The 22213-nt window shown below is 56.2% G+C and carries 17 protein-coding genes and 1 tRNA gene; 8 read left to right on the plus strand and 10 right to left on the minus strand.

Features of this window, described 5'->3' with window-relative positions:
- Positions 1 to 176: 176 nt before the first annotated feature.
- From HPY30_11935 to HPY30_11950, 4 genes are all read right to left on the minus strand, one after another.
- Positions 177 to 413 carry a hydrolase gene (locus HPY30_11935; protein QYZ66626.1) on the minus strand — a complete coding sequence of 79 codons (237 nt, stop codon included), beginning with the start codon at positions 411 to 413 and terminating at the stop codon, positions 177 to 179.
- Positions 414 to 560: 147 nt separating this feature from the next.
- On the minus strand, positions 561 to 1760 hold the full coding sequence (locus HPY30_11940) for an SUMF1/EgtB/PvdO family nonheme iron enzyme (GenBank protein ID QYZ66627.1): 1200 nt from the start codon (positions 1758 to 1760) through the stop codon (positions 561 to 563).
- An 89-nt stretch (positions 1761 to 1849) separates the two neighbouring features.
- Positions 1850 to 2341: a hypothetical protein gene (locus tag HPY30_11945; GenBank protein QYZ66628.1), complete on the minus strand. Its 492-nt coding sequence runs from the start codon at positions 2339 to 2341 to the stop codon at positions 1850 to 1852.
- A gap of 133 nt (positions 2342 to 2474) precedes the next feature.
- A complete protein-coding gene (locus HPY30_11950; protein QYZ66629.1) occupies positions 2475 to 2789 on the minus strand; it encodes an MTH1187 family thiamine-binding protein in 315 nt (104 codons plus the stop codon).
- A 362-nt stretch (positions 2790 to 3151) separates the two neighbouring features.
- Between HPY30_11950 and HPY30_11955 the strand changes: the two genes are divergently transcribed.
- The 7 genes from HPY30_11955 to HPY30_11985 all read left to right on the plus strand — a co-directional run bounded on the left by HPY30_11955 (position 3152) and on the right by HPY30_11985 (position 12685).
- Complete coding sequence (locus HPY30_11955; protein QYZ66630.1) at positions 3152 to 3973, plus strand: mechanosensitive ion channel; 822 nt, start codon at positions 3152 to 3154, stop codon at positions 3971 to 3973.
- A 38-nt stretch (positions 3974 to 4011) separates the two neighbouring features.
- Positions 4012 to 4917 carry an OmpA family protein gene (locus HPY30_11960; GenBank protein ID QYZ66631.1) on the plus strand — a complete coding sequence of 302 codons (906 nt, stop codon included), beginning with the start codon at positions 4012 to 4014 and terminating at the stop codon, positions 4915 to 4917.
- 102 nt (positions 4918 to 5019) lie between these two features.
- A complete protein-coding gene (locus tag HPY30_11965; protein ID QYZ66632.1) occupies positions 5020 to 5736 on the plus strand; it encodes a response regulator transcription factor in 717 nt (238 codons plus the stop codon).
- Between the two features lie 255 nt (positions 5737 to 5991).
- Positions 5992 to 7338: a LysM peptidoglycan-binding domain-containing protein gene (locus tag HPY30_11970; GenBank protein ID QYZ66633.1), complete on the plus strand. Its 1347-nt coding sequence runs from the start codon at positions 5992 to 5994 to the stop codon at positions 7336 to 7338.
- Positions 7335 to 9971 carry a CHASE2 domain-containing protein gene (locus HPY30_11975; protein QYZ66634.1) on the plus strand — a complete coding sequence of 879 codons (2637 nt, stop codon included), beginning with the start codon at positions 7335 to 7337 and terminating at the stop codon, positions 9969 to 9971. The genes HPY30_11970 and HPY30_11975 overlap by 4 nt, the downstream gene beginning before the upstream one ends.
- Positions 9972 to 10032: 61 nt before the next feature.
- Positions 10033 to 11886, plus strand: coding sequence for a dihydroxy-acid dehydratase (ilvD, locus tag HPY30_11980; protein QYZ66635.1), 1854 nt, complete (start codon positions 10033 to 10035; stop codon positions 11884 to 11886).
- 97 nt (positions 11887 to 11983) lie between these two features.
- The gene (locus HPY30_11985) at positions 11984 to 12685 is read left to right on the plus strand and encodes a Crp/Fnr family transcriptional regulator (protein ID QYZ66636.1); all 702 of its coding nucleotides are present in this window, start codon (positions 11984 to 11986) and stop codon (positions 12683 to 12685) included.
- Positions 12686 to 12707: 22 nt separating this feature from the next.
- Here the strand turns inward: HPY30_11985 and HPY30_11990 are convergent, their stop codons facing one another.
- The gene (locus HPY30_11990; protein QYZ66637.1) at positions 12708 to 15353 is read right to left on the minus strand and encodes an EAL domain-containing protein; all 2646 of its coding nucleotides are present in this window, start codon (positions 15351 to 15353) and stop codon (positions 12708 to 12710) included.
- Between the two features lie 189 nt (positions 15354 to 15542).
- Between HPY30_11990 and clpB the strand changes: the two genes are divergently transcribed.
- Positions 15543 to 18137: an ATP-dependent chaperone ClpB gene (gene clpB / locus HPY30_11995; protein ID QYZ66638.1), complete on the plus strand. Its 2595-nt coding sequence runs from the start codon at positions 15543 to 15545 to the stop codon at positions 18135 to 18137.
- A 121-nt stretch (positions 18138 to 18258) separates the two neighbouring features.
- On the opposite strand, the gene HPY30_12000 is transcribed toward clpB, so the two are convergent.
- The 5 genes from HPY30_12000 to HPY30_12020 form a co-directional block, all read right to left on the minus strand.
- Positions 18259 to 18335: transfer RNA gene (locus tag HPY30_12000), tRNA-Pro, on the minus strand.
- Positions 18336 to 18545: 210 nt separating this feature from the next.
- A complete protein-coding gene (gene ispB, locus HPY30_12005; protein ID QYZ66639.1) occupies positions 18546 to 19514 on the minus strand; it encodes an octaprenyl diphosphate synthase in 969 nt (322 codons plus the stop codon).
- 79 nt (positions 19515 to 19593) lie between these two features.
- A complete protein-coding gene (mutM, locus tag HPY30_12010; protein ID QYZ66640.1) occupies positions 19594 to 20409 on the minus strand; it encodes a bifunctional DNA-formamidopyrimidine glycosylase/DNA-(apurinic or apyrimidinic site) lyase in 816 nt (271 codons plus the stop codon).
- A gap of 2 nt (positions 20410 to 20411) precedes the next feature.
- Entirely contained in the window at positions 20412 to 20885 is a 474-nt protein-coding gene (locus HPY30_12015; protein ID QYZ66641.1) for a hypothetical protein, read from the minus strand.
- Positions 20885 to 22210, minus strand: a complete 1326-nt coding sequence (locus tag HPY30_12020; GenBank protein QYZ66642.1) for a GldG family protein — start codon at positions 22208 to 22210, stop codon at positions 20885 to 20887. Before HPY30_12020 ends, HPY30_12015 begins: the two co-directional genes overlap by 1 nt.
- Between the last annotated feature and the right edge of the window lie 3 nt (positions 22211 to 22213).

The following is a 22213-nucleotide window of genomic DNA, read 5'->3' on the forward strand; positions in this document are numbered from 1 at the left end:
ATCTTAATTTTCGATAATCGTAGTTCAATTATGAGAATGAAGACCAATAGCATGGGGCCGGGCCAAGATAAAATCTGCCGCTGCTCAGCGGCGGTTTCCGGTTCCCCATGCTTGGCCAGATACTCCTGACTGGCGACAAATTTTGGCTGACTCCAGCCCTCTCTGGGTTGAACAGATCAGACGCGCTCGTCAAACAGGGTGCCGATGGAATCGTCAGCGGCTTTCAGTACCTTGGCCGAGGCCTTGGCTTGATTCGTCTGCTGGTTCATCTCCACCATCGCCCGGGAGAGGTCGGTGGGATTCTGTTTTTCGGACTGGTTGACGCTGGCGATCTCCGAGGCGACACGGCGCATGCCCTGGAATCCCCGCTGGATGCCCTGTAGTGCCGGTCCCACGATCGAGTTGATTGCCATCTGCTGAACTCTGGTTATATTTCCTCTAACCGGGTTGTTGGCAGTTATTGTGGAATCTTTAGGCAGACCACCCGGAGTTGTGATGGTCTCCTCAAAAGCTGAGAAATGCGTTCATGATCACCTGTTTTCCGGGCCGGGCGCAGAGCATCAGGTCCACTCGTGCAGTGGTGGAAATACCAGTCGCAAACCGACCAGTTGAAAGCGCTGCGCAGGCCGGGCGCGGTCCCGCAGGCTTGGCCGGCGCAGCACGCGCTGGGTGTGGAGGCAGCCGCCGCGCTGGGTGAAATGGTGCTCGTCAAAATCAGTTTCGGAGGTCTCCCTTGCAGGGAAGGGCTGGAAGCCGGGATAGGGGTGGAAGGGATTGCTGCACCACTCCCAGGCACGCCCCTGGTTTTTTATCACCCCGGTTCGGACGGCAATCTCCCACTGGTATTCGTGTTGCAGCACGGCCCCTTCGAATTTTCCACCCAAAGAACTGATCCAATTGGCGTAGGCCTGAGCCTCGTGACGATTGATGCCGGATACCGGTTCATCCGGTGGCAGGTCGCTGGGGCCGTTGACGCCCATGACGTACCAGTTCCCCATTGTGTCCTGGCGCCAGTATTCTGGATGGTTGATGGGGTGTTTTTCCAGCCAGTAACGGCCTGTTTCATCCCAGAGTTCCGGGTTTTGATAGCCTTCGGCTTCCATGAAGGCGAGGAATTCGGCATTGGAGATCGGATCCAAAGCGATCCGAAAACTGGTGAGTTCCACCGCCTGGGCCGGTAGCTCGTTGTCGTAGGCGGCTGGGAGATCTCTGGCGCCGACGCGGTAGTGTCCCCGGGACAACTCCTTGGTTTCCCAGTGGGGGACGGCGGCCTTGAGTCTCTGGGTGACCTGATAACCGCTGGTGTCGATCTGCAGGCTGCGCTGGTTCAGTAGCAGCAACATCGTTTCGTAGTGTTTGGCCTGCTCCTGCAGTAAAAACCACTGTAGCCGTTCATCGACGAGCAGCGGATGGTCCGGCAGAGCGGCTGGATTTGCCAGCCGCATGAGGTGGTCGTCGCGGATTTCAGCAGCCCAGTTGAGCAGGTGATCGGTGGGAGGTAGTTGACTGCACTGCTCCTCGATACTGAGCTTGCCTGGCGTGAACAGGTGGGCGACCCGCTTGCTCAGATCATCATCACCGGCAACGATCAGACGCAGCCAATGGAGTTCCTGGTAGACCGCTTGGCCAAATTGCCAGTTGAGTGAACCGAGTTCAGGATGGTACGGGTGAGCCGCTTCCTCAGGAGTGAGAGACTCCAGCAGTTGTGCCTGCATTTCATGCAGGTTGCTCAGGGGGCCGAGAATGGCAGATGAGGTCATGATGGCGCGGCTCTTCGATTGTTGCAGGGCGGGCTATGTTAGCCGATGCTGATGATCTGTTCGAGTGCGGGAACGAGCGCCCCTCTATTTTACAGTCGCGTTTCCGGATGAAGATGAGAAAGCAGGCGGCTCTTGTCAAACCAGCGTGCGGCGCCGAAACCACCGATAAAATAGAAACGTACCGGCTGTAGTCGGTAGAAGCGAAAATTCAGGGTTTCGAAGTAGGGGCGTGTGTCGGGGAAGTCGCGGAAATAACGTTCCACCAGGGAGGGTGCCGGTGTTTCGATCTGTGCGGCGCGCGCCAAACAGGAGAGGCGCGCGAGCTTCTGCACATCTCCGCTCCCCTGTTCCATGACGGTAAGGCAGCAGGCGCTGACTTCGTCCAGGTTTTTTGTATGCTCCGCCAGGTGCGAGAGCAGTAGAAGAGGATTGCCTTCTCTATCCAGGCAGAATGGCACCACCGAACCGAAGGGAAACCCAGGCTCACCTTTAGATTGGGTGGATAGTACACCGGAAAAGCTCTCTCTCCAGAGATCGATTGCGGATTGAAGTTGTGTGGCGGATGCTGGTTCGGATGGCATGATAGGTCGCTGGCGGCGAAGTGTTTTTCGCATGGTTGGAAAAAATAGGGAATAGAATATCCCAAACCGGGATAAGGTCTCCAGGATACAGGGTTCGCTGTGCGGCGGCATCCTATGTCCGGTTAGCGGTGAACTACTGCTGGACCTCGCCGATCTTCTCCCTCACGGAACGTATTTTCTGCTCCAGACGGTTGTCCTTGCCGATTCTGATATCAAACTTTAGCGATGAGTAGATGCGTTTGCAGCCTTGCGCCTCCAGTACCCGGTAGGCCTGCTCGACAAGATCGAGTGCTTCACGAATATCGCCGGTTTCAATGATGGTCCCCATAGCAGTCAGGCGGTAGCTGATGCCGCTCTCGCGAATCATCCTGATGATCTGGCTGACCTCTGTGCTGACGCTTTCACCCCGGTCGGTGGGGAACATGCTGAATTCAAGGAGTACGGACATTGGGTCTACCTCGTTAGGTTTGCTGGGATGGCTGATATAGAGTGACCGTTATTGAATGATTTTGCACGACCCAAGCTGCTCTTGGCAGGCGGATGTTCTCAGGTGACCGCCAATATCCAATACGCGCTTTTTCTCTCGAATTGTGAACTTTCGCTTCGCCCCAGTTTACAATTATTCACAAGTCGTGACTTTGTCAGCTTAGGATAATCCCCTATGCTGGCGTTCTTGAGTACCTATATAGATGGGTTTTATCGATTATCAGGGTTCTAAATCCCTGCGATGGCTATACTGTTATTTCTGTCTGCTGCTGGAAGTAAGCCGGGAAAATAATAATTTATCTGACCAATTTCGGGAAATGAAAAATGGAAATATCCGTAGAACAAATTCTTAACGCCTATGTAATCCCCTGGGGAACCAAGATCATCCTGGCGTTGCTGGTCTTCGTCATCGGCCGCTGGGTCGCCCGCCTGTTGGTGCGGGGACTGGAGAAGGTGATGGTCAAGGGCAAGGTTGATCAGATGCTGATCAGCTTTCTCAGCAACATTGCCTACGCAGCGCTGCTGGCAGTTATCGTCCTGGCCGCCCTTGAGCAGCTGGGGGTCAATACCACTTCCGCGTTGGCCATTCTCGGTGCGGCCGGCCTGGCGGTCGGTCTGGCGCTCAAGGACTCGCTCTCCAGTTTTGCCGCGGGAGTCATGCTCATCGTTTTTCGCCCTTTCAAACTTGGCGATCTGATCGAGGCGGGTGGCGAGATGGGCGTGGTAGAGGAGATCCGTATCTTCCATACAATGTTGAAGACCGGTGATAACCGCGAGATCACCATGCCCAACGCGCAGATCTATGGCGGGACGATTGTAAATTACTCTGCCAGAGACACCCGGCGTATCGATCTGGTGATCGGTATCGGTTACGACGACGATATCAAAAAGGCCCGTGACCTGATCAACGACATACTTGCAGCAAACGACACCGTGCTGGAGAATCCGGCGCCGACGGTTATGCTGCTGACGTTGAATGACAGCAGCGTCGATTTTGCAGTGCGCCCCTGGGTCAAGTCCTCTGATTATTGGACTACCCGGGCGGATCTGCTGGAGACGATCAAAACCACCTTTGACAAGGAAGGTATCAGTATCCCCTATCCGCAACAGGATATTCACCTGTTTAAAGCAGACGCCGCCGCCTGAGCGGACGTTTATTGAATTAGGAAAAATTGGAGAGAAAAATGGATTCGACAAAGAAGATCACAATGCGCCTTGCGGCAGTGCCGTTCATGCTTTCCGCTGTAGCGGCAACACCGGCCTACGCGGTTGAGGATGGCTTCATCCACGAACAGGGCAAGAGCGTCATTCACACCAATTATGGTGAGTGTTGGGAATCCAACTATTATGACGCAGGATTTCCTATCGACCCCGCCTGCTACGGCGATGCAGATGGTGATGGTGTCGTCGATCCCCTTGATGCCTGTCCCGGTACCCCCAAAGGAACCAAGGTTGATGAGAAGGGCTGTGCCCTGATGAAGGACTCCGATGGTGATGGTGTCACGGACGATAAGGATCAATGCCCCGGCACGCCAAAGGGTGTGAAGGTTGATGCGGTTGGATGCGCTTTGGACTCTGACGGTGACGGCGTTGCCGATTATATGGACAAGTGCCCGGGTACCCCGGCCGGCGCCAGCGTGGATGCCAACGGTTGTGCCTTGGATTCCGATGGTGATGGCGTAGCGGACTATAAGGACAGATGCCCTGACACCCCCGCAGGTGAAGCAGTTGATTCGGCGGGATGCAGTCTTGATTTCACCCTCGTTGGTCATGCGAACTTCAAGCTCAACAGTGCTGAATTGAGTGATAAGGCCAAGATGGCGTTGGATGCAGTCGCGGCAAAGATACTTTCACATTCACGTGGTAGTGCAGTGGAAGTCATCGGACATACCGATAGCACGGGATCTGCCGAATATAACCAAGTGCTTTCGGAGCGTCGTGCAAGATCTGCTGAGCTCTATCTGGAGAGTAAAGGTGTTTCAGCTGACCAGATTACCTCCAAAGGTATGGGTGAGACTCAGCCTGTGGCCGATAACGGCACCAAGGACGGCCGTTATCAGAACCGGCGTGTCGAGATCGATGTGAAATAAAACACCACTTCAGGATCGAAGTGGATGGGCGGCGGTGCCAGGTTGGGGTGCCGCCGCTCTGCGACAGGAGTCCAGACAAAATAATAAGCAAGGAGAAATGTAGTGCGAATTGCTTGTCTTGAAGATGACCCGGTGCAATCCGTTGTGCTGCGTGAATGGATGGAGTCGGAAGGGTATGTCTGCCGTACTTTTGCAGATGCGAATGCCTATATCCGGGAGCTGAGGCATGAATCCTACGACCTGTTGATCATGGACTGGGAACTGCCTGATGCCACGGGTATCGAGGTGCTCTCCTGGGTGCGCAAGGAGATGGATTGGAACATACCTGTGCTCTTTGTCACTCACCGGGACAGCGAAGGGGATATTGTCGAAGCACTGGAGCGGGGAGCAGATGACTATCTCGCAAAACCGATCTCGCGTGAAATAACCCTGGCGAGGGTGAAAGCCCTGGCACGCCGTAAAACCGGACCGACCTCGCGCAATGATGAGTTTGAAATTGGCAATTTCAAACTCATCAGGGATGCCAAGATGATTGTCAGCGGTGAGGTATCTATCGAGTTGACCGAGAAAGAGTTTCAGCTGGCCTGGATTCTTTTTTCCAATGTCGGTCGATTGCTCTCCCGGGACCACCTGCTGGAGACGGTTTGGGGATTTGGCCCGGGGCTGGTGACCCGCACCGTGGATACTCACATGAGCAGGTTGAGGCGTAAACTGGGTCTGGTGCCGGAAAATGGCTGGAGACTCAAGGCAGTCTATCATCAGGGGTATCGTCTGGAACAGCTGCAAAAAGATGACATGGTGCCTGCCGTTACTATCTGAATTGCATAATTATTCGGCATATTCTATCGGTCAGTAATGCCGATGGCAGTGTTGAATAGAGCTGGAGTAGAAAAACCTCTTATTACAATGTTTTTCCGCAGCGCCCAGGCCTTCAATTACTGCTAAACAATCGTGAAATTGGTGCAGTCAGGTACAGGGAGTTGTTTGATACGGTTCAATCCGTAAGAATGTTGTCTCCCCTTCACCATTCGGTTGAAATTTCTGTTGCTCTATCACCTCATGAAAGATAGATAGATGTTGCGTTATACCCGTTTTCTTACCGCGATCTCACTATTGATCCTGGTCCTCTCTTCAGTTCAGGCTGAGGATTGGGTTTATCGCATGAGGGGCGGTGACTCACTCTCGAAAATCAGTGCTCAATACCTGAAAAATGAGATCTCAACCGTTAGGTTGCAGTACTACAATCAGATCGAAAATCCCACACAGATTCCATTGGGTACTGAAATCAAGGTGCCGCTGGAGTGGCTGAAGCTTACCCCGAGTCCGGCAGAGGTGCTCTCTCTTGAAGGTGAAGTGAGCATTGTTCGTGCGGGGGAGAGTGATCCCGTTTTGCTTTCCGGTGTGGACCAGCTACAGATTGGCGATGTGGTTACCACTGGTAGACAGAGCAGCCTTGCACTCAGGCTTGCCGATGGCTCCCGGTTGATGCTTGGCCCTGAGACCCGGGTCTCCATGGACACACTCTCTGCTTTTGGTGAGGCGGGCATGGTCGATACCCGGGTGCGGGTGCAGTACGGACGGGTGGAGAGTGAAGTGGAGCCTTTGCAGGGTACAGGTTCCCGGTTTCAGATCACCACCCCGGCGGCGGTCACTATGGTGCGGGGCACGGGCTTCCGTGTCGGTGTCGAGTCCGGGAGTGGCCTGACGCGCAATGAGGTGATGAAGGGCCGGGTGGCCGTTGACGGCGGTGGGGAGAGCCTGGATGTCGATGCAGGGTTCGGCACCATGATCGAACCCGGGAAGCCCCCGCTAAAGCCCCGCCCCCTGCTTATCCCGCCCGATATAAGTAAACTTGGGGTCGAGATGGACCTGCCCGCAGCGCCTCTCCGCTGGTCAGGGCTGGAGGGTGCCGAAGCCTATCGGGTGCAGCTTTTACGAGGGGAGTCGGGCGCCGGGGTCATCGTGGAGCAGGTGCTTGTTACCCCTGAATTCATCCTGCCGGAATTAATTCCCGGCAGCTACCGGATTCGTGTGCGGGGCATCGACGAATTGGGATTGGAGGGGCTGAGTGCGGAATACCGATTTTTGCTGAACGAACCGCCCCTCCTTCCTTCCCCTCCCCCACCACCGGTGAAGGTGGAGGTTCCGGTGATCGAGGCGCCCCAATTCAATGGCCCCTGGATGTGGGTTCGCTGGAACGCTGTCGACAAGGCTTGGGGTTACCGTTTTCTGGTCGCCACGGATCCCGCGTTGCAGCAGCGCTTGCTGGAGCGGATTGGCACGAATACTGAGCGGTTGCTGCCGGTTCCCTGGCCGGGTACCTACTACATCCGTGTGGATGCGCTGATGGAGAGTGACGAGGATGTGCGGCAATCGCAAGTCTATCGCCTCGACCTGCCTTTACCACAACCTCGTCCATGAGTCGTTCTGCCCAGGTTTTCAGGTTTCCCGAGTGGTCGCTGTTTGCGCTGGTCGGCCTGATTCTGCTGTTGGTCTATAGCAATTGGCTGTGGCGCTGGGACCAACTTATCTACGATCTGCAACTTAACCTCTGGCACACTCCGCCGGCGGAGGATGTTGTGATTGTCGCAGTGGATGACAGAAGCCTGGAGGCACTTGGCCGCTGGCCCTGGCCGCGGGATCTGCATGCCCGTCTAATCGATCGTCTGACCGCTGCAGGTGCCAAGGTTATTGCAATGGATATCCTGTTTGCAGAACGTGACAGGGAACACCCTGAGAGAGACCATTTGCTGATTCAATCCACCGCAGCCAGCGGCAGGGTCTTCTTTCCCGTGGTCATGGAAGAGTATCGACTGGGCGGGCAACTGGTGGAGACCTCGCCACTGCCTGAATTGTCCGCGGTGGCTGCCGGCCTCGGGCATGTGCATATGGAACTGGATGCAGACGGGATAGGCCGCAGCATCTACCTCTATGAAGGGGTGGGGGCAGCCTACTGGCCTCATATGATGCTCTCTGTTTTGCAGTGGCTGGATCCCGAGCGTTGGCAGAAGAACGGGGCGGGTCTGCATCAGGCGCAGCGCCAGTCAGCCATGCAGCCGATCTTTCGTGATCAGCACCGATTGATTCCTTTCACCGGTCCTGCCGGACACTATCCCCGTTACTCATACAGCCAGGTGCTGGCAGGGGATTTTTTGCCCGCCGCGTTTCAGGATCGCATCGTGTTGGTGGGCGTTACCGCAACCGGTTTGGGAGATGCACTGCCCACACCGGTTTCCGGTCGCGGTCAGCCGATGGCCGGGGTGGAGATCAACGCCAATATCCTCGAGGCCCTGCGAACGGACAGGGTTCTCAGTCAGGTCGAAATGCCCTGGAGACTGTTGATTTCAGGGGTGGTGGTGGCGTTCGTATTTCTTCTCTATGGTTTGGTGCGTCCTCACTGGGCGCCGCTGGTGACCTTGGTGCTGCTGTTTTCCCTGTTTGGTCTGGTGTTGCTGGTGCTGCATGTTCTGCGTATCTGGTTTCCGCCCTCGGCGGCGTTATTGGGCCTGGTGTTGAGCTACCCGTTATGGAGTTGGCGCCGTTTGGGGCAGACCATTCGCTATCTGAATCAGGAGATGGAGAAACTGCAGCAGGAGCCCCAGCTGATGCCTTCGGCGAAGTCCCTTGAAGATCTGCGTCAGGGGCTGAGGTTTCTCCAACGGATCACCAAATTGAACGGGTGGATGGTCTGTGACACCAATGGCGCGCCGATGTTTGCCGAGGGCGCTTTCCCTGCGCCAGAGTCGCTCCCACAGGGAGAGGCTCAATGGCACAGTCATGGGGTTTGGCAGCGTTTTGGCCCCGATCAGTGGATACGGGTCTCCCGGGGTGAGACGAACTGGATGCTGGGCCTGCGCTGGCCCGCAGATGAGTTTCCACAGGGAAGAGTGTTGCTGATGCTGGAGGATTTTGCGGCGAAACTCTCTCTGCCGGAAAAACCCCCTCCGCGAGGAACGCTGGAGTCTGTCGATCGCCGTATTGAGCAGGTGCGCAATGCCCATGAGCGGCTGCACAATCTGCGCAGTTTCATCGAGAATGCAATCAGCCAGATGGACGATGGTCTGCTGGTGGTTGATGCCATGGGGCAGGTGGCAATGGCCAACCCCCGCGCCGCTTTCTATCTTGGTCAGGCGGAGGCGGTTTCCCTGGTCGGCATGGATGCTGAAACGCTATTGAGCCAACTGGACATCCAGGGTGGTTACTGCTGGAGTGAACTGATGCAGCGTCTGCTGCTGGACGAACAGCCGATCCGTTTCGAGGCGCTGCGTCTGCCGGATACCGAGTTGTTTGTTCAAATGAAACCCCTCGACCAGTCTCTTGCCGGCAGTTTCGGTATGATCGTGACGCTCTCATTTATCGGTGCGCTCAAGCGCACTGAACGGACCCGTGCCAAGATGCTGAGTTTTCTCTCTCACGACATCCGCTCTCCCATCACGTCGGTGCTCTCCCTTACACAGTCCCGACAGGCAACGGAAGGTACTGCGGAGTCGCTGGTCAAACAGATACGGCCTTTGGCGCAACGTTCATTGCGGCTGGCGGATGATTTTCTGCAATTGGCCCGGGCAGAAGCGGTGGATGCCACAACGTTTGCAGATACCGATTTCGTTTCAGTGGTCTATAGTGCTGTCGATGAGATTTTTATCCAGGCGCAGTCGCGTGGTATTCGTATCGACCAGCAGATCGAGTGTGAAGAGGCCTGGCTCAACGGTAATGCCGGGATACTGGAACGTGCCGTGCAGAATTTGCTGGGCAATGCGGTCAAGTTCTCGCCTGAAGATTCGGTGATTACCGTTCACCTGACCTGTCTCGACAGTGAGATAGTCTGTTGTATCAGGGATCAGGGCCCGGGTATTGCCGAAGGTCAGTTGGAAACTATTTTTCTGCCTTTTCAGCATGGTGATCAGACAACCGAATATCAGCGCACCGGTGTTGGCCTTGGGCTGAGTTTCGTCAAGGTGGCGGTCGAGAAGCACGGTGGCACCATCGAGGTATGCAACAGTGAAACCGAGGGTGCGGAATTCTGCCTGCGTCTCCCGTTTGACCCGGAGTTGTGATTGTTTGCTCCCGGCAAATCGGGGCATAATGCGCGCTTGAGCAGACCCTGCGGAGAGTGAAATGCCGAAATACCGTTCCCATACCACCACCCATGGACGCAACATGGCCGGTGCCCGTGCCCTGTGGCGGGCTACCGGGATGCAGGACGACGATTTCGAAAAGCCGATCATCGCCATTGCCAACTCCTTCACCCAGTTCGTGCCGGGTCATGTCCATCTGAAAGATATGGGGCAGTTGGTGGCCCGGGAGATCGAAAAGGCCGGCGGTGTTGCGAAGGAATTCAATACCATCGCGGTGGATGACGGCATCGCCATGGGGCATGGCGGCATGCTCTATTCGCTGCCGTCGCGGGACATCATCGCCGATTCCGTGGAGTATATGGTCAATGCTCACTGCGCGGATGCGCTGGTCTGCATCTCCAATTGCGACAAGATCACCCCCGGTATGCTGATGGCTGCCCTGCGGCTCAATATACCTACGGTTTTCGTCTCCGGTGGACCGATGGAGGCTGGTAAGGTCACTCTCTCCTCCAAAGGAGAGATCAAACTGGATCTGGTGGATGCCATGGTCTCCGCTGCTGATCCCAATGAGAGCGACAGCGACGTGGCGGCCATTGAACGTTCGGCCTGTCCCACCTGCGGCTCCTGTTCCGGCATGTTCACCGCCAACTCCATGAATTGTCTGACCGAGGCCCTGGGCCTGAGTCTGCCGGGCAACGGCTCCCTGGTGGCCACCCATGCGGCGCGCAAGGCATTGTTTCTGGAGGCCGGAAGGCTGATTGTCGATCTCTCCCGCCGCTACTATGAGCAGGATGAGAATTCTGTTCTGCCACGCTCAGTCGCCACATATGGGGCTTTTGAGAACGCCATGACACTGGATATCGCCATGGGCGGCTCCACCAATACCGTGCTGCATCTGCTGGCGGCGGCCCACGAGGCGGGCGTCGATTTCACCATGCAGGATATCGACCGGCTGTCACGCAAGGTGCCAAATCTGTGCAAGGTTGCACCGAGCACCCAGCAGTATCACATGGAGGATGTGCATCGTGCAGGTGGAGTTATCGGGATCCTTGGCGAGTTGGATCGCGCAGGATTGCTGAACCGGGATTGCGGCACCGTCCACAGTGGCAGCATTGCAGACGCCCTCGATCGTTGGGACATTCAGCGGACTTCGGACGCACAGGTTCGGGAGCGCTATCTGGCGGGACCCGGTGGCGTTCCGACCCAGGTCGCATTCAGCCAGAGTGTAAACTGGCCGAGTCTCGATACCGATCGTGAAAACGGCTGTATCCGGGATTTGGCACACGCCTACTCCCAAGATGGTGGTCTGGCGGTGTTGTTCGGCAATCTGGCGGAGCAGGGTTGCATCGTGAAGACTGCCGGGGTGGATGAATCGAACCTTACCTTCAGTGGTCCCGCCCGGATTTTCGAAAGCCAGGATGACGCGGTGGAGGCGATTCTGGGTGACAGGGTTTTGGAGGGGGACGTGGTGATCATCCGTTATGAAGGTCCCAAAGGGGGACCCGGCATGCAGGAGATGCTCTACCCCACCAGTTATCTGAAATCGAAGGGGTTGGGCAAGGCCTGTGCCCTGATTACCGACGGCCGTTTCTCCGGTGGCACGTCGGGGTTATCTATTGGCCACTGTTCGCCTGAGGCGGCGGAAGGGGGCAATATCGGCCTGGTGCAGGAGGGAGACACCATCGATATCGATATTCCCAATCGTTGCATCAGTGTTGCAGTTTCCGTTGGAGTTTTGTCTGCCCGGCGTCAGGAAATGGAGCAGCGGGGCAGTTCGGCCTGGCAGCCGCAAAACAGGCAACGGCCAGTCTCACAGGCACTACAGGCCTATGCGGCGCTGACCACCAGTGCGGCGCAGGGTGCGGTGCGGGATCTGTCCCAGCTGAAAAAATAGCGCCTGGAGGGCGGGTTGGTCGTGCCCGGTTGGATTGGACTGTTGTGATGGCTCATAATCGTTGAGCCGGTTTTCCTATTATTGGGGTATTCTTAAAGTGTCATTTGATTTGAAGCAGTGTTACATCTTCTCCCGTCTCGACGAAGGGCAGATAGCCCGGGTCGAAGCGATGAGTCAGGTGATCGAACTGGAGGATGGCCAGCATTTGTTTCAGGTGGGTGACGTGGCGGATCGTTTCTATCTGGTGACTCAGGGGCAGATCAAGCTCTACCGTTTGGCCATGAACGGGAATGAGAAGGTCATCGAGATCATCACACCAGGTCATACATTTGCCGAAGCGCTGATGTTCCAGGAGAGTCCGAACTTCCCGGTCAACGCCACTTCCATTGGTGGTGCTGAACTGCGCTCATTTGACAGCCAGTCCTTCCTCGATATGCTGCGGGAGTCCACCGATACCTGTTTTCGGCTCATGGCAAGCATGAGTCAGCGGCTCAAGCATCTGATCAAGGAGATCGACGATTTGACCTTACAGAGCGCCACCGGGCGGGTGGCAGGGTTTCTCTGGGGTAATTGGGATACGGAAAAACAGAACGGTAACATGATCGATCTGCGAGCCCCCAAGGGGGTGCTTGCCTCGCGGCTGTCGGTAAAGCCCGAGACCTTCTCCCGCATCCTGCATAATTTTACCGAGCAGGGGCTGATCAGGGTAAACGGCAGTCACATCGAGATTATCGATGCGGAACGGCTCTTTAAGCACGCCGAATCCGCCGGTGTCTGCGGTGGCAGCCTGGCGCCGTGATGGCGACTGTTACAACCGAATTTCAGGGTAGGGCGTGTGTGTTCCCGGTGGATAGAGCGCAGTAAAAATTGCTCAATGGCTCAGGTTTGGCAATAGCGTAGCCCTGACCATAACCGATGCCGATTTCTTTCAGCATTGCGAGGGTGATACCGTCCTCGACATATTCGGCAATGGTATCCATGCCCATGATTTGGGCGACTTCATTGATCGCTTTTACCATGGCGAAATCAACGGGGTCGCTGGCAATGTCGCGTACAAACTCACCATCTATCTTCAGATAGTCAACCGGAAGGTGTTTCAGGTAGGCGAAGGAGGACATGCCGGTGCCGAAGTCGTCGAGGGCAAAGCGGCAACCCAGGGATTTTATGCGTTCGATGAACTGTTGCGCCCTGGAAAGGTTGGAGATGGTTGCCGTCTCCGTCACCTCAAAAAGGAGCCGGCAGGGATCCACGCCACTGCTTTCAAGCTGAGATTCCAGTGCTTTCAGAAAGCCGGGGTCAGTGATCGACTGGGCCGAGAGGTTGATGGAGACAAAGCCGTCATCCAGCGGGGGACAGCTCTCCATCCACTGCAGCGTATCCGAAATGACAAACCGATCCAGATCGATCATCAAACCGTAACGTTCAGCGGCAGGAATAAAGGCACCAGGCAGCATCATCTGCCCATCCTCCTGTTCCATTCTGAGCAGGATCTCCAGGTGAAAGCTGCTGTTGCTGTTTGAGCGGATGGGTTGGATCTTCTGGCAATAGAGTAGAAATCGTCCCTCGTCCAGTGCGTGCCGAATGCGGGAAACCCACTGCATTTCGCCATAGCGTTGCTCGATTATCTCATCCTCCTCGGAGTAGACATGGACCCGGTTACGGCCCCCCTCCTTTGCCGCGTAACAGGCGCTGTCAGCGGCGCTGAGGATCTGGGTCAGGTCATGATATCTGGCATTGAAGGGAACCACTCCGATACTGACGCCGATGGTGAAAGGCTTATTGTCCCAGGTGAAACGGAAGTTGCGCACTGAAAGACGTATCTCTTCCGCCAGCACAATGGCCTGCTGTTGGGGGCAGTATTCAAGCAGGATGGCGAATTCATCACCGCCCAAACGTGCCACGACGTCGGTGCGGCGGGCGATCTCAAGCAGCATCTGCGTGAGTTGGCGAAGCAGTTCGTCACCCGCAATATGGCCACAGGTATCGTTGACCACCTTGAACTGGTCCAGATCCAGATACATCAAGACGTGTTCCGCATTGTCGGTGTGGGCGAGTTCCATTGCCGTCTGTAGCCTGCGCTCGAACTCCAGCCGGTTGATCAGGCCTGTCAGCGCATCATGAGTTGCCTGCCAGGAGATGCGTTGTGCCATGTGCTGAGCCTCGGTAATGTCTCTGACTACCAGCACATTTCCGGCGTTCTTATTTCTTTCACCATTGATTACTGCCACTGATAGCTGCACGATTCGTGTGGTTTTTCCATCACTCTGGGTGAGAATCAGTGGCCGGTTGTCCAGTTTGGTTATCTCATCAGTGGTCAGGCACTGGCCCAAAGGGAGGTTGACCGGCGCGCCTGTGGTTTCATCGGACAGATTGAGTATGTCGGCAAGCAGGCAGTCCAGTGCATGTTTAGCCCCCCAGCCGGTCAATTCCTGGGCTGTGTGGTTGAGTGCGGTAACCACGCCTTGGGCATTGGTCGTAATGACGCCCTCGCTGATCGAGGCCAGAGTGGTTTCCGCCAGCTCCTTGCGCGCACGCAGCTGTTGGGTCTGTGAGGCCACCTCTATTTCCAGCTGGTCTTTGGCTGCCAACAGGGCATGTTCAGCACGCAGGCGGTGCGTTTTTCCCCGCAGGATCAGTCCCACCATGAACATGCTTGAGATGAAGAAGACCAGGAATACCCATCCGGCCTGGGTGATGACCTCTTTTTCAAAGCCGTTGAAGGTTGCCGGAGCACCGATATCCACCAGCTCCCAAAGTGTGCCGGGTACATTTTGCCGGGCCAGAATGCGCCCGGCCATCTCTTCCGTGAGAATGGGATTCTCCAGTTTCAATTCGTAGCGGTTTCCCTCTTCGGTAACCTCGATCAGGTTGGGCTTTTCGGTATTGAGCAGGATTAGTTGGTGCTGATGCCGGTGAGAGATTCGTAACAGATTTTGCAGCAGCGTGGTCTGAAAACTGACAAAAAACACCAGGCCATCCTGTCTGCCGGTGGTGACCATAATATCAAAATGGTACTGATTCGGGTTTGGGTGAATCTTAATCAAATCGCTCTTACCAGCGGCAAAGTCACTGATCTTCAGTTGACACAGTTCACCGACAGCGCCGCTGAGATCGTCATAAAGTGGAGAACCGTTACTGTCAGCCAGGGTGAAGGCAAAACCGTCCGGGAAGTAGCTGAGTATGCGTTGGTTGAGCCTCCCCTGGGCTTCCTCATCTCCAGGGTTCGTGTTGATCGCATTTATCAACCCGGACTCATAATTGGAGAAGATGTGAAGCAAACGGCGTTTTTCGCCGATCATACGGCTGATCTCGTTGGCGGTCATCTTTACTGAGTTGGCAGCAAGATCCATGTGGTGGGCGCGATTGGCCTCTATGCGTTGAATAACGATGCCTGCCAGCAGCAGCGCCAGCAACAGCATGAAGAAAACGACATAGGTGATAGTGAGATTTTTTGAGGTCAGTTTCATCGATTCGCTGTTCCGAGGTCATGCAAACTATGGTTTTGCCCTGAAACAGCTTGGGCTGAGCTACTCAATAGAGTTGAGTCGGCAGCAGTTGGAAAATCTTTACACTATTTTTATTCTGGGAATTCTTGAATTTTAGCGGGATTCGCCCCATCTATTGGAATATTAAGGTTTTATTGTGGAGTTTTTCTCATGCGTATGGATCGTTTGACCAGCAAGTTTCAGATGGCACTGGCAGATGCCCAGAGCCTGGCTGTCGGCCGTGATCATCAATTTATCGAGCCGGTGCATCTGATGAGTGCCCTGCTGGATCAGGAGGGTGGAACCGTGCGCCACCTGCTGACGCAGGCTGATATTAATGTCAATCAGTTGCGTTCGGACCTCAGCGCCTCATTGGAACGACTGCCAGGCGTACAGGGGGCAGAGGGGGATCTGCATATCTCCAACGATCTTGGGCGGCTGTTCAACCAGACCGACAAGCTGGCCCAGCAGCGCAAGGATCAGTACATATCCAGTGAGCTTTTCGTACTCGCGGCTGTTGACGACAAGGGTGAGATCGGCGGATTGCTGCGCAAGGCGGGTGCCGACAAGGCGCGGCTGGAGCAGGCCATAGAGAAGATGCGGGGAGGTCAGAAGGTGGATGATCCCAATGCGGAGGATCAGCGCCAAGCCCTGCAGAAATACACCATCGACCTCACCGAGCGGGCGGAGCAGGGCAAGCTCGATCCCGTGATCGGGCGGGATGATGAGATCCGCCGTACCATCCAGGTGCTGCAGCGCCGCACCAAGAACAACCCGGTTTTGATCGGTGAACCTGGCGTGGGCAAGACCGCTATCGTCGAAGGTCTGGCCCAGCGCATCATCAACGCAGAGGTGCCGGAGGGGCTGAAAGGCAAACAGTTGCTCTCCCTGGATATGGGTGCACTGATCGCCGGAGCAAAGTTTCGCGGTGAATTTGAAGAGCGTCTCAAGGCGGTGCTCAATGACCTCTCCAAACAGGAGGGGCAGATCATCCTCTTCATCGATGAGCTGCACACCATGGTGGGCGCCGGCAAGGCAGAAGGTGCCATGGATGCAGGCAATATGCTCAAACCCGCGCTGGCCCGTGGTGAGCTGCACTGCGTCGGCGCCACCACGCTTGATGAGTACCGTCAGTATGTGGAGAAAGACGCCGCCCTGGAGCGTCGTTTTCAGAAGGTGCTGGTGGACGAGCCCAGTGTGGAGGACACTATTGCCATCCTGCGTGGGCTCAAGGAACGCTACGAGGTGCACCACGGAGTCGATATTATCGACCCGGCCATCGTTGCTGCTGCGACCCTCTCCCACCGTTATATCTCCGACCGGCAGCTGCCGGACAAGGCAATCGACCTTGTGGATGAGGCGGCCTCCCTGATCCGAATGGAGATCGACTCCAAGCCGGAACTGATGGATCGTATGGAGCGGCGGCTCATTCAGCTTAAAATCGAACGTGAGGCGCTCAACAAAGAGACCGACGAGGCCTCAAAAAAGCGCCTCGCTCACCTGGAGGAGGAGATCGAAAGGCTGGAGCGGGAGTTCTCCGATCTGGAGGAGATCTGGAAATCGGAGAAGGCGGCCTTGCAGGGTACTGCCCATATCAAGGAGTCCCTGGAGCGGGCGCGCCTGGAGCTGGAAACCGCCCGCCGGGCCGGTGATCTGGCGCGCATGTCCGAGGTGCAGTATGGGCGAATCCCCGAACTGGAGAAACAGCTCGATATGGCGGCCCAGGCGGAGATGCAGGAGATGAAACTGCTGCGTAACAAGGTCACCGAAGAGGAGATTGCCGGGGTGGTCTCCAAATGGACAGGCATCCCGGTCTACAAGATGCTGGAGGGCGAGCGCGACAAACTGCTGCGTATGGAAGATGAGCTGGGCAGACGGGTCATCGGTCAGGCTGAGGGCGTGCGTGCGGTGAGTGACGCCATTCGTCGCTCCAGGGCAGGCCTGTCTGACCCGAGTCAGCCCAACGGTTCGTTTCTTTTTCTCGGTCCCACAGGTGTGGGCAAGACCGAGCTGTGCAAGGCGCTGGCGGAGTTTCTCTTCGATACCGAGGAGGCGATGATCCGCATCGACATGTCGGAGTTCATGGAGAAGCACTCGGTGGCGCGGCTCATTGGTGCGCCCCCTGGTTATGTGGGTTACGAAGAGGGCGGCTATCTTACCGAAGCGGTACGGCGTCGTCCCTACTCAGTGATCCTGATGGACGAGGTGGAGAAAGCCCATCCTGACGTATTCAATGTATTGCTGCAGGTGTTGGATGATGGCCGTCTGACCGATGGCCAGGGTCGCACGGTCGATTTTCGCAACACCGTCATTGTGATGACCTCCAATCTGGGTTCAGAGATGATTCAGGAACAGAACTCGGAAGCCCAATATGACGAGATGAAGTCCTCGATCATGGAAGTGGTGCGGCAGAGCTTTCGGCCGGAGTTCATCAATCGTCTGGACGAGATCGTAGTCTTCCATCCGCTGGATAAGGCGCAGATCAGAGCGATTGCCTCGATTCAGATCGGCTATCTGCAGCAGCGCCTGGCTGATAGTGAGATGGGCCTGGAGATCTCCGATGCCGCACTCGACCGGTTGGGCGAGGCGGGTTTCGACCCGGTCTATGGGGCGCGTCCGCTGAAACGGGCGATCCGGCAGCAACTGGAGAATCCGTTGGCCCAGGAGATCCTCGGTGGGCGTTTCGGGGCGGGGGATGTCATCCAGGTGGATGTTTCGAATGAGGGACTGACCTTCGGCAAGGCCAGGGTGGTTGGTGCGGCCTGATCGTCCCTTCCTATGGTAGGGTGCGCACGGCGCACCCTACGTTCTTTTGATTCCGGAAATATGTAACTTAGTGCCCTGACACAAAAAAGCCCTATAGTTAGCGCGAACTATAGGGCTTGTTTGGTCGGTGTGAGAGGATTTGAACCTCCGACCCCTTCCTCCCGAAGGAAGTGCGCTACCAAGCTGCGCTACACACCGGGAACTTGTTTCGGTCATGAATCCAGAGCCGCGACAGGGCGGGAATGATAATGGAATTCCGGGGGGGATTCAATTGGGGCTGGCAAGTGGTGGCGATCTATTGTTGGTTGATCAATTAACCGTCATCCCTCCCTGCGGTCGGGATGACGAATATTACGTGGATGGGTCAATTAAGGTGAGACGTCGTCCCCAACGCCTATGCCAAAGAGATTAACTGGTTCGGGCCACGGAAAAATCGGCCAGTGCGGCCAGTGCATCCCGGTAGGGTGAGGGTGGAATCGCCTCCAGGGCAGCTTTCGCTTTTTGGGCCTCTTGCCGTGCCATATTCTCCGTGTAAGCGATGGCATCGGTGGTTCTAATCGCCTCCATGACGAAATCGATCTCGTCGAGGCCGCCCTTTTCGATGATCTCCTGCAATTTTTTTCGCTGGGTTTCGCTCCCGACTTTCATTGCCTGCAGCAGCGGCAGTGTCGGTTTGCCTTCGGCCAGATCATCGCCGATGTTTTTGCCGATATCTTCGTTGGAGGAGTTGTAGTCGAGAGAGTCATCCACCAGTTGGAAGGCAATCCCCAGGTGGAGACCGTAATCCGCCATCGCCTTTTCCTGCTCTGGTGAGGTGTCGGTGATAACGCCGCCAAGCCGGGCGCCGGCCTCGAAGAGGGTAGCGGTCTTGCGCTTGATGACCTCCATGTAGTCGGCTTCGGTGGTCTCAGGGTTATTGCAGTTGAGCAGTTGCAGCACTTCCCCCTCAGCGATGCGGTTGGTGGCGTGAGAGAGCACGTCCATTACCCGCATCTGTCCCACAGATACCATCATCTCGAATGAGCGTGAATAGAGAAAGTCACCTACCAACACACTGGCTTCATTACCCCAGACAGCGTTAGCTGTCTCCTGATTGCGCCGCAGGTCGGAGCCGTCCACGACATCGTCGTGCAGCAGGGTGGCTGTGTGGATGAACTCGATGATCGCCGCCAGATCGATGTGGCTCTGGCCGTTGTAACCACAGGCCTGGGCGGCCAGGAGCACGATCTGCGGACGCAGTCGTTTACCGCCACTGCTGACGATATAGGCGCCTATCTGGTTGATCAGCACAACGTCCGATTTCAGATTGCTCAGGATCGTCTGATTGACGGCCTGCATATCGTCGGCAATGAGCTCGCTAATGGCCTTTAGATCCATCTGTTCCGTTACAGTTATTCAAAAAATTCCCGCATGCTAGGAGGGGGGGGCTTTGGTGTCAAGGATAATAAATCGTGGCCTATCTTTGACAGTGAGCGCAATAATAACTCGATCGTTGTCCAATGGTGCGGTTTTTGATGGGTTTGCCGCAATTGGGACAGGCTTTCCCCGCCTTGCCGTAGATCAGCAGCGCTTGAGCAAAATAGCCAGGCCGTCCATCCTCCTGCTGGAAATCCCTTAAGGTGGTTCCACCCGCTTTTATTGCCTCGCGGAGCACGGCGCTTATCTCTGCCGCCAGACGACCATAACGTTGCTGTGAGATGCGATTGGCGGGCCGGGCGGGGTGAATGCCTGCACGAAACAGTGATTCGCTGGCGTAGATGTTGCCCACACCGACTACCACTTTACTGTTCATGATGAGATTTTTTACCGCCACCCTGCGCCGGCTGCCCGCCTGGTGGAGATGGGTCCCGTCAAAGTCAGGGCCGAGGGGTTCAGGCCCCAATTCTCTGAGCAGGCTGTGGTCGGCTGCAGGGGCCGAGGTCCAAAGCACTGCGCCGAAGCGGCGGGGGTCACGCAGGCGCAGAATGCGGTTATTGTCGAAGGTGATCTCGAAGTGGTCGTGGGTCTGCGGGGGTGACCCTCGTTTTAGTACCCGCAGGCTGCCGGACATGCCGAGATGCAGGATCAGGGTGCCCTGGTCGAACTGCAGTAGGAGATATTTTGCCCGCCGTTTGACCCGTTGCAGGCACTGTCCCGGCAGATCGTGGGGCAGGGTGGTGGGGATCGGCCAGCGTAATTTCGCCTGGCGGATGATCACCTGTTCCACAACAGCGCCCTTAATGCGGGGCTCTATACCCCGGCAGGTAGTTTCGACTTCGGGCAGTTCGGGCATGACTACTTCTTCTGCCAGGCCGTTTCCGGGGCAGTGAGGTGGTGTTGGAAACCATCGCCGATGCGATGGATCAGATTGTTGATTTGCACATAGCGCAGGTTGTCGATCGGGTCGTTGTTGCCGAATGCCAGTTCCAGGTCATCGAGTTGCAGACGAATGGCGGATGGTTGCAGACCGAAAGCCTCCAGTTGATGTTCAGGGGTGGGAAAACGATCAAAACTTGGTGTGCGGCTGATCTCCAGCAGTTGCCTGATGCGATCACTGTCGGCAGGCATTTGGTCTATCCTCCAGATGTCGTCGCTTTTGTACAGTTGGATATCCCGTCCGCTGTTGTCTGAGATCCTGATGATTTTGATTTTACCGGGATCGAGACTGGTCAGGGGTGGCAGGGGTGTGGGTTGCAGCCACCAGCTAAGTGCGGCCAACAGGCATAGCAGCGCAAAGAGCAGCAGATTGATCCAGGTGCGACGACTCATCAGGCCCGTTTTCGACCCCAATGAATTAACCCGCCGGTTGCCAGTAACAGCAGCGGCAGCAGGATCAAAAAGCCGAGGCCGATAATGCCCTGTGCGAGGGGAGAGAGCAGCAGCGTTTTGTCGGTTGCCTGATGACTCTGTATGTCCAGGTTCTCTTCAGCGGTCAGCCAGTTGATCAATGTTATCCCCAGATCCTGATTGCCGGCATTGCCCAGATAGGCGTTGGAGAGGAAATCACCGTCGCCCACCACAATAACTCTTTGAGTACCACTGTTCTTCTCCCGGCTCATGGCGTAACCGATCGTCAGAGGTCCCGGCATTTCACCGGCCTCCGGGTTTCTTTGGATCTCTCCCTGTATGGCGCCAGTCTCGTTCCATGAGTTTTGCAGCGTCTGTAACAGCGGCACGACATGCCAGGGAGACGAAACGCTACTCTGCAGCGCCAATGCCTGGGGGTAGAGAGTGATGAGATTGAAGTCCCGGGTAACCGGATGTGGCGAATATTGGGATACCAGTGCGATGGAGGGATCATCGATGCCCAGTTCTCGCACATTGGCGTCCACCAGGATGCCTGGCAGGGTTTCCAAACCCAGTGAAGCGAGCAGCGGACTCAAGACGGTATCCTGTCCAGGGTCGAGAAGCAGCAAGAGATTGCCGCCCTGCTCCAGGTATAACTGCAGTCGTGACAGCTCGGCTTGCAGCAGGGTCTTCTGAGGTGATGCGACGACAAGCAGGCTGGTGTTGTCCGGGATATCCGGGGTGTCCACCAGGTTCAGGCTGATGGTTTTGATGCCTTTCTGCTGCAGAGCTGAGCCGAAAAGGCCCAGGTCGTGGTTGGCCTCTCCCAACAGGCTGCGTTCGCCGTGGCCCTCAAGGCCGACCAGCCAGTGGGTCTCGGTTCGCAGCAAACGATGGATGGCGTTGGTCAGGGTGATTTCGTCTAGCTGCTGGAGGCGCTCCTGGCGGCCCCGATAATCGATCAGGAGTTCGCCGGATAGGGTGATGCCCTGACGACGTGCCGCACCGGGATGCTGGATCGGATCGATAAATTTTAGCGTAAGATCGGGTTTGAATCGGTGGTAGCGTTCGATGAACGATTCGACCTTTTCCCGCAAGGCCGGCTGTTTTGCGGCATAGACGGTGATGGTGATGGGACCCTCAGCGTGTGCCAGGGTCTCGATGCTCGTCTTGCTGAGGGTATTGCTGCCGTTGCGGGTCCAGTCCCATTGCAGCTCGAAACGGCTGCTCAACCAGGCGGTGAGCAGCAGCACTGCCAGTAGTTGCAGATAAAAAAGTGTGTTTTGAAAAGGCGACGGTATCTTCATCTG

The organism is Gammaproteobacteria bacterium (ex Lamellibrachia satsuma) (genome assembly GCA_019623805.1).
In the GTDB taxonomy this organism is placed as follows: Bacteria; Pseudomonadota; Gammaproteobacteria; order Chromatiales; family Chromatiaceae; genus QGON01.

Coding starts and splice junctions, on each gene's coding strand:
- HPY30_11935 (QYZ66626.1), bottom strand. CDS start 413: ATGGCAATCAACTCGATCGTGGGACCGGCACTACAGGGCATCCAGCGG.
- HPY30_11940 (QYZ66627.1), bottom strand. CDS start 1,760: ATGACCTCATCTGCCATTCTCGGCCCCCTGAGCAACCTGCATGAAATG.
- HPY30_11945 (QYZ66628.1), bottom strand. CDS start 2,341: ATGCCATCCGAACCAGCATCCGCCACACAACTTCAATCCGCAATCGAT.
- HPY30_11950 (QYZ66629.1), bottom strand. CDS start 2,789: ATGTCCGTACTCCTTGAATTCAGCATGTTCCCCACCGACCGGGGTGAA.
- HPY30_11955 (QYZ66630.1), top strand. CDS start 3,152: ATGGAAATATCCGTAGAACAAATTCTTAACGCCTATGTAATCCCCTGG.
- HPY30_11960 (QYZ66631.1), top strand. CDS start 4,012: ATGGATTCGACAAAGAAGATCACAATGCGCCTTGCGGCAGTGCCGTTC.
- HPY30_11970 (QYZ66633.1), top strand. CDS start 5,992: ATGTTGCGTTATACCCGTTTTCTTACCGCGATCTCACTATTGATCCTG.
- HPY30_11975 (QYZ66634.1), top strand. CDS start 7,335: ATGAGTCGTTCTGCCCAGGTTTTCAGGTTTCCCGAGTGGTCGCTGTTT.
- ilvD (QYZ66635.1), top strand. CDS start 10,033: ATGCCGAAATACCGTTCCCATACCACCACCCATGGACGCAACATGGCC.
- HPY30_11990 (QYZ66637.1), bottom strand. CDS start 15,353: ATGAAACTGACCTCAAAAAATCTCACTATCACCTATGTCGTTTTCTTC.
- clpB (QYZ66638.1), top strand. CDS start 15,543: ATGCGTATGGATCGTTTGACCAGCAAGTTTCAGATGGCACTGGCAGAT.
- ispB (QYZ66639.1), bottom strand. CDS start 19,514: ATGGATCTAAAGGCCATTAGCGAGCTCATTGCCGACGATATGCAGGCC.
- mutM (QYZ66640.1), bottom strand. CDS start 20,409: ATGCCCGAACTGCCCGAAGTCGAAACTACCTGCCGGGGTATAGAGCCC.
- HPY30_12015 (QYZ66641.1), bottom strand. CDS start 20,885: ATGAGTCGTCGCACCTGGATCAATCTGCTGCTCTTTGCGCTGCTATGC.
- HPY30_12020 (QYZ66642.1), bottom strand. CDS start 22,210: ATGAAGATACCGTCGCCTTTTCAAAACACACTTTTTTATCTGCAACTA.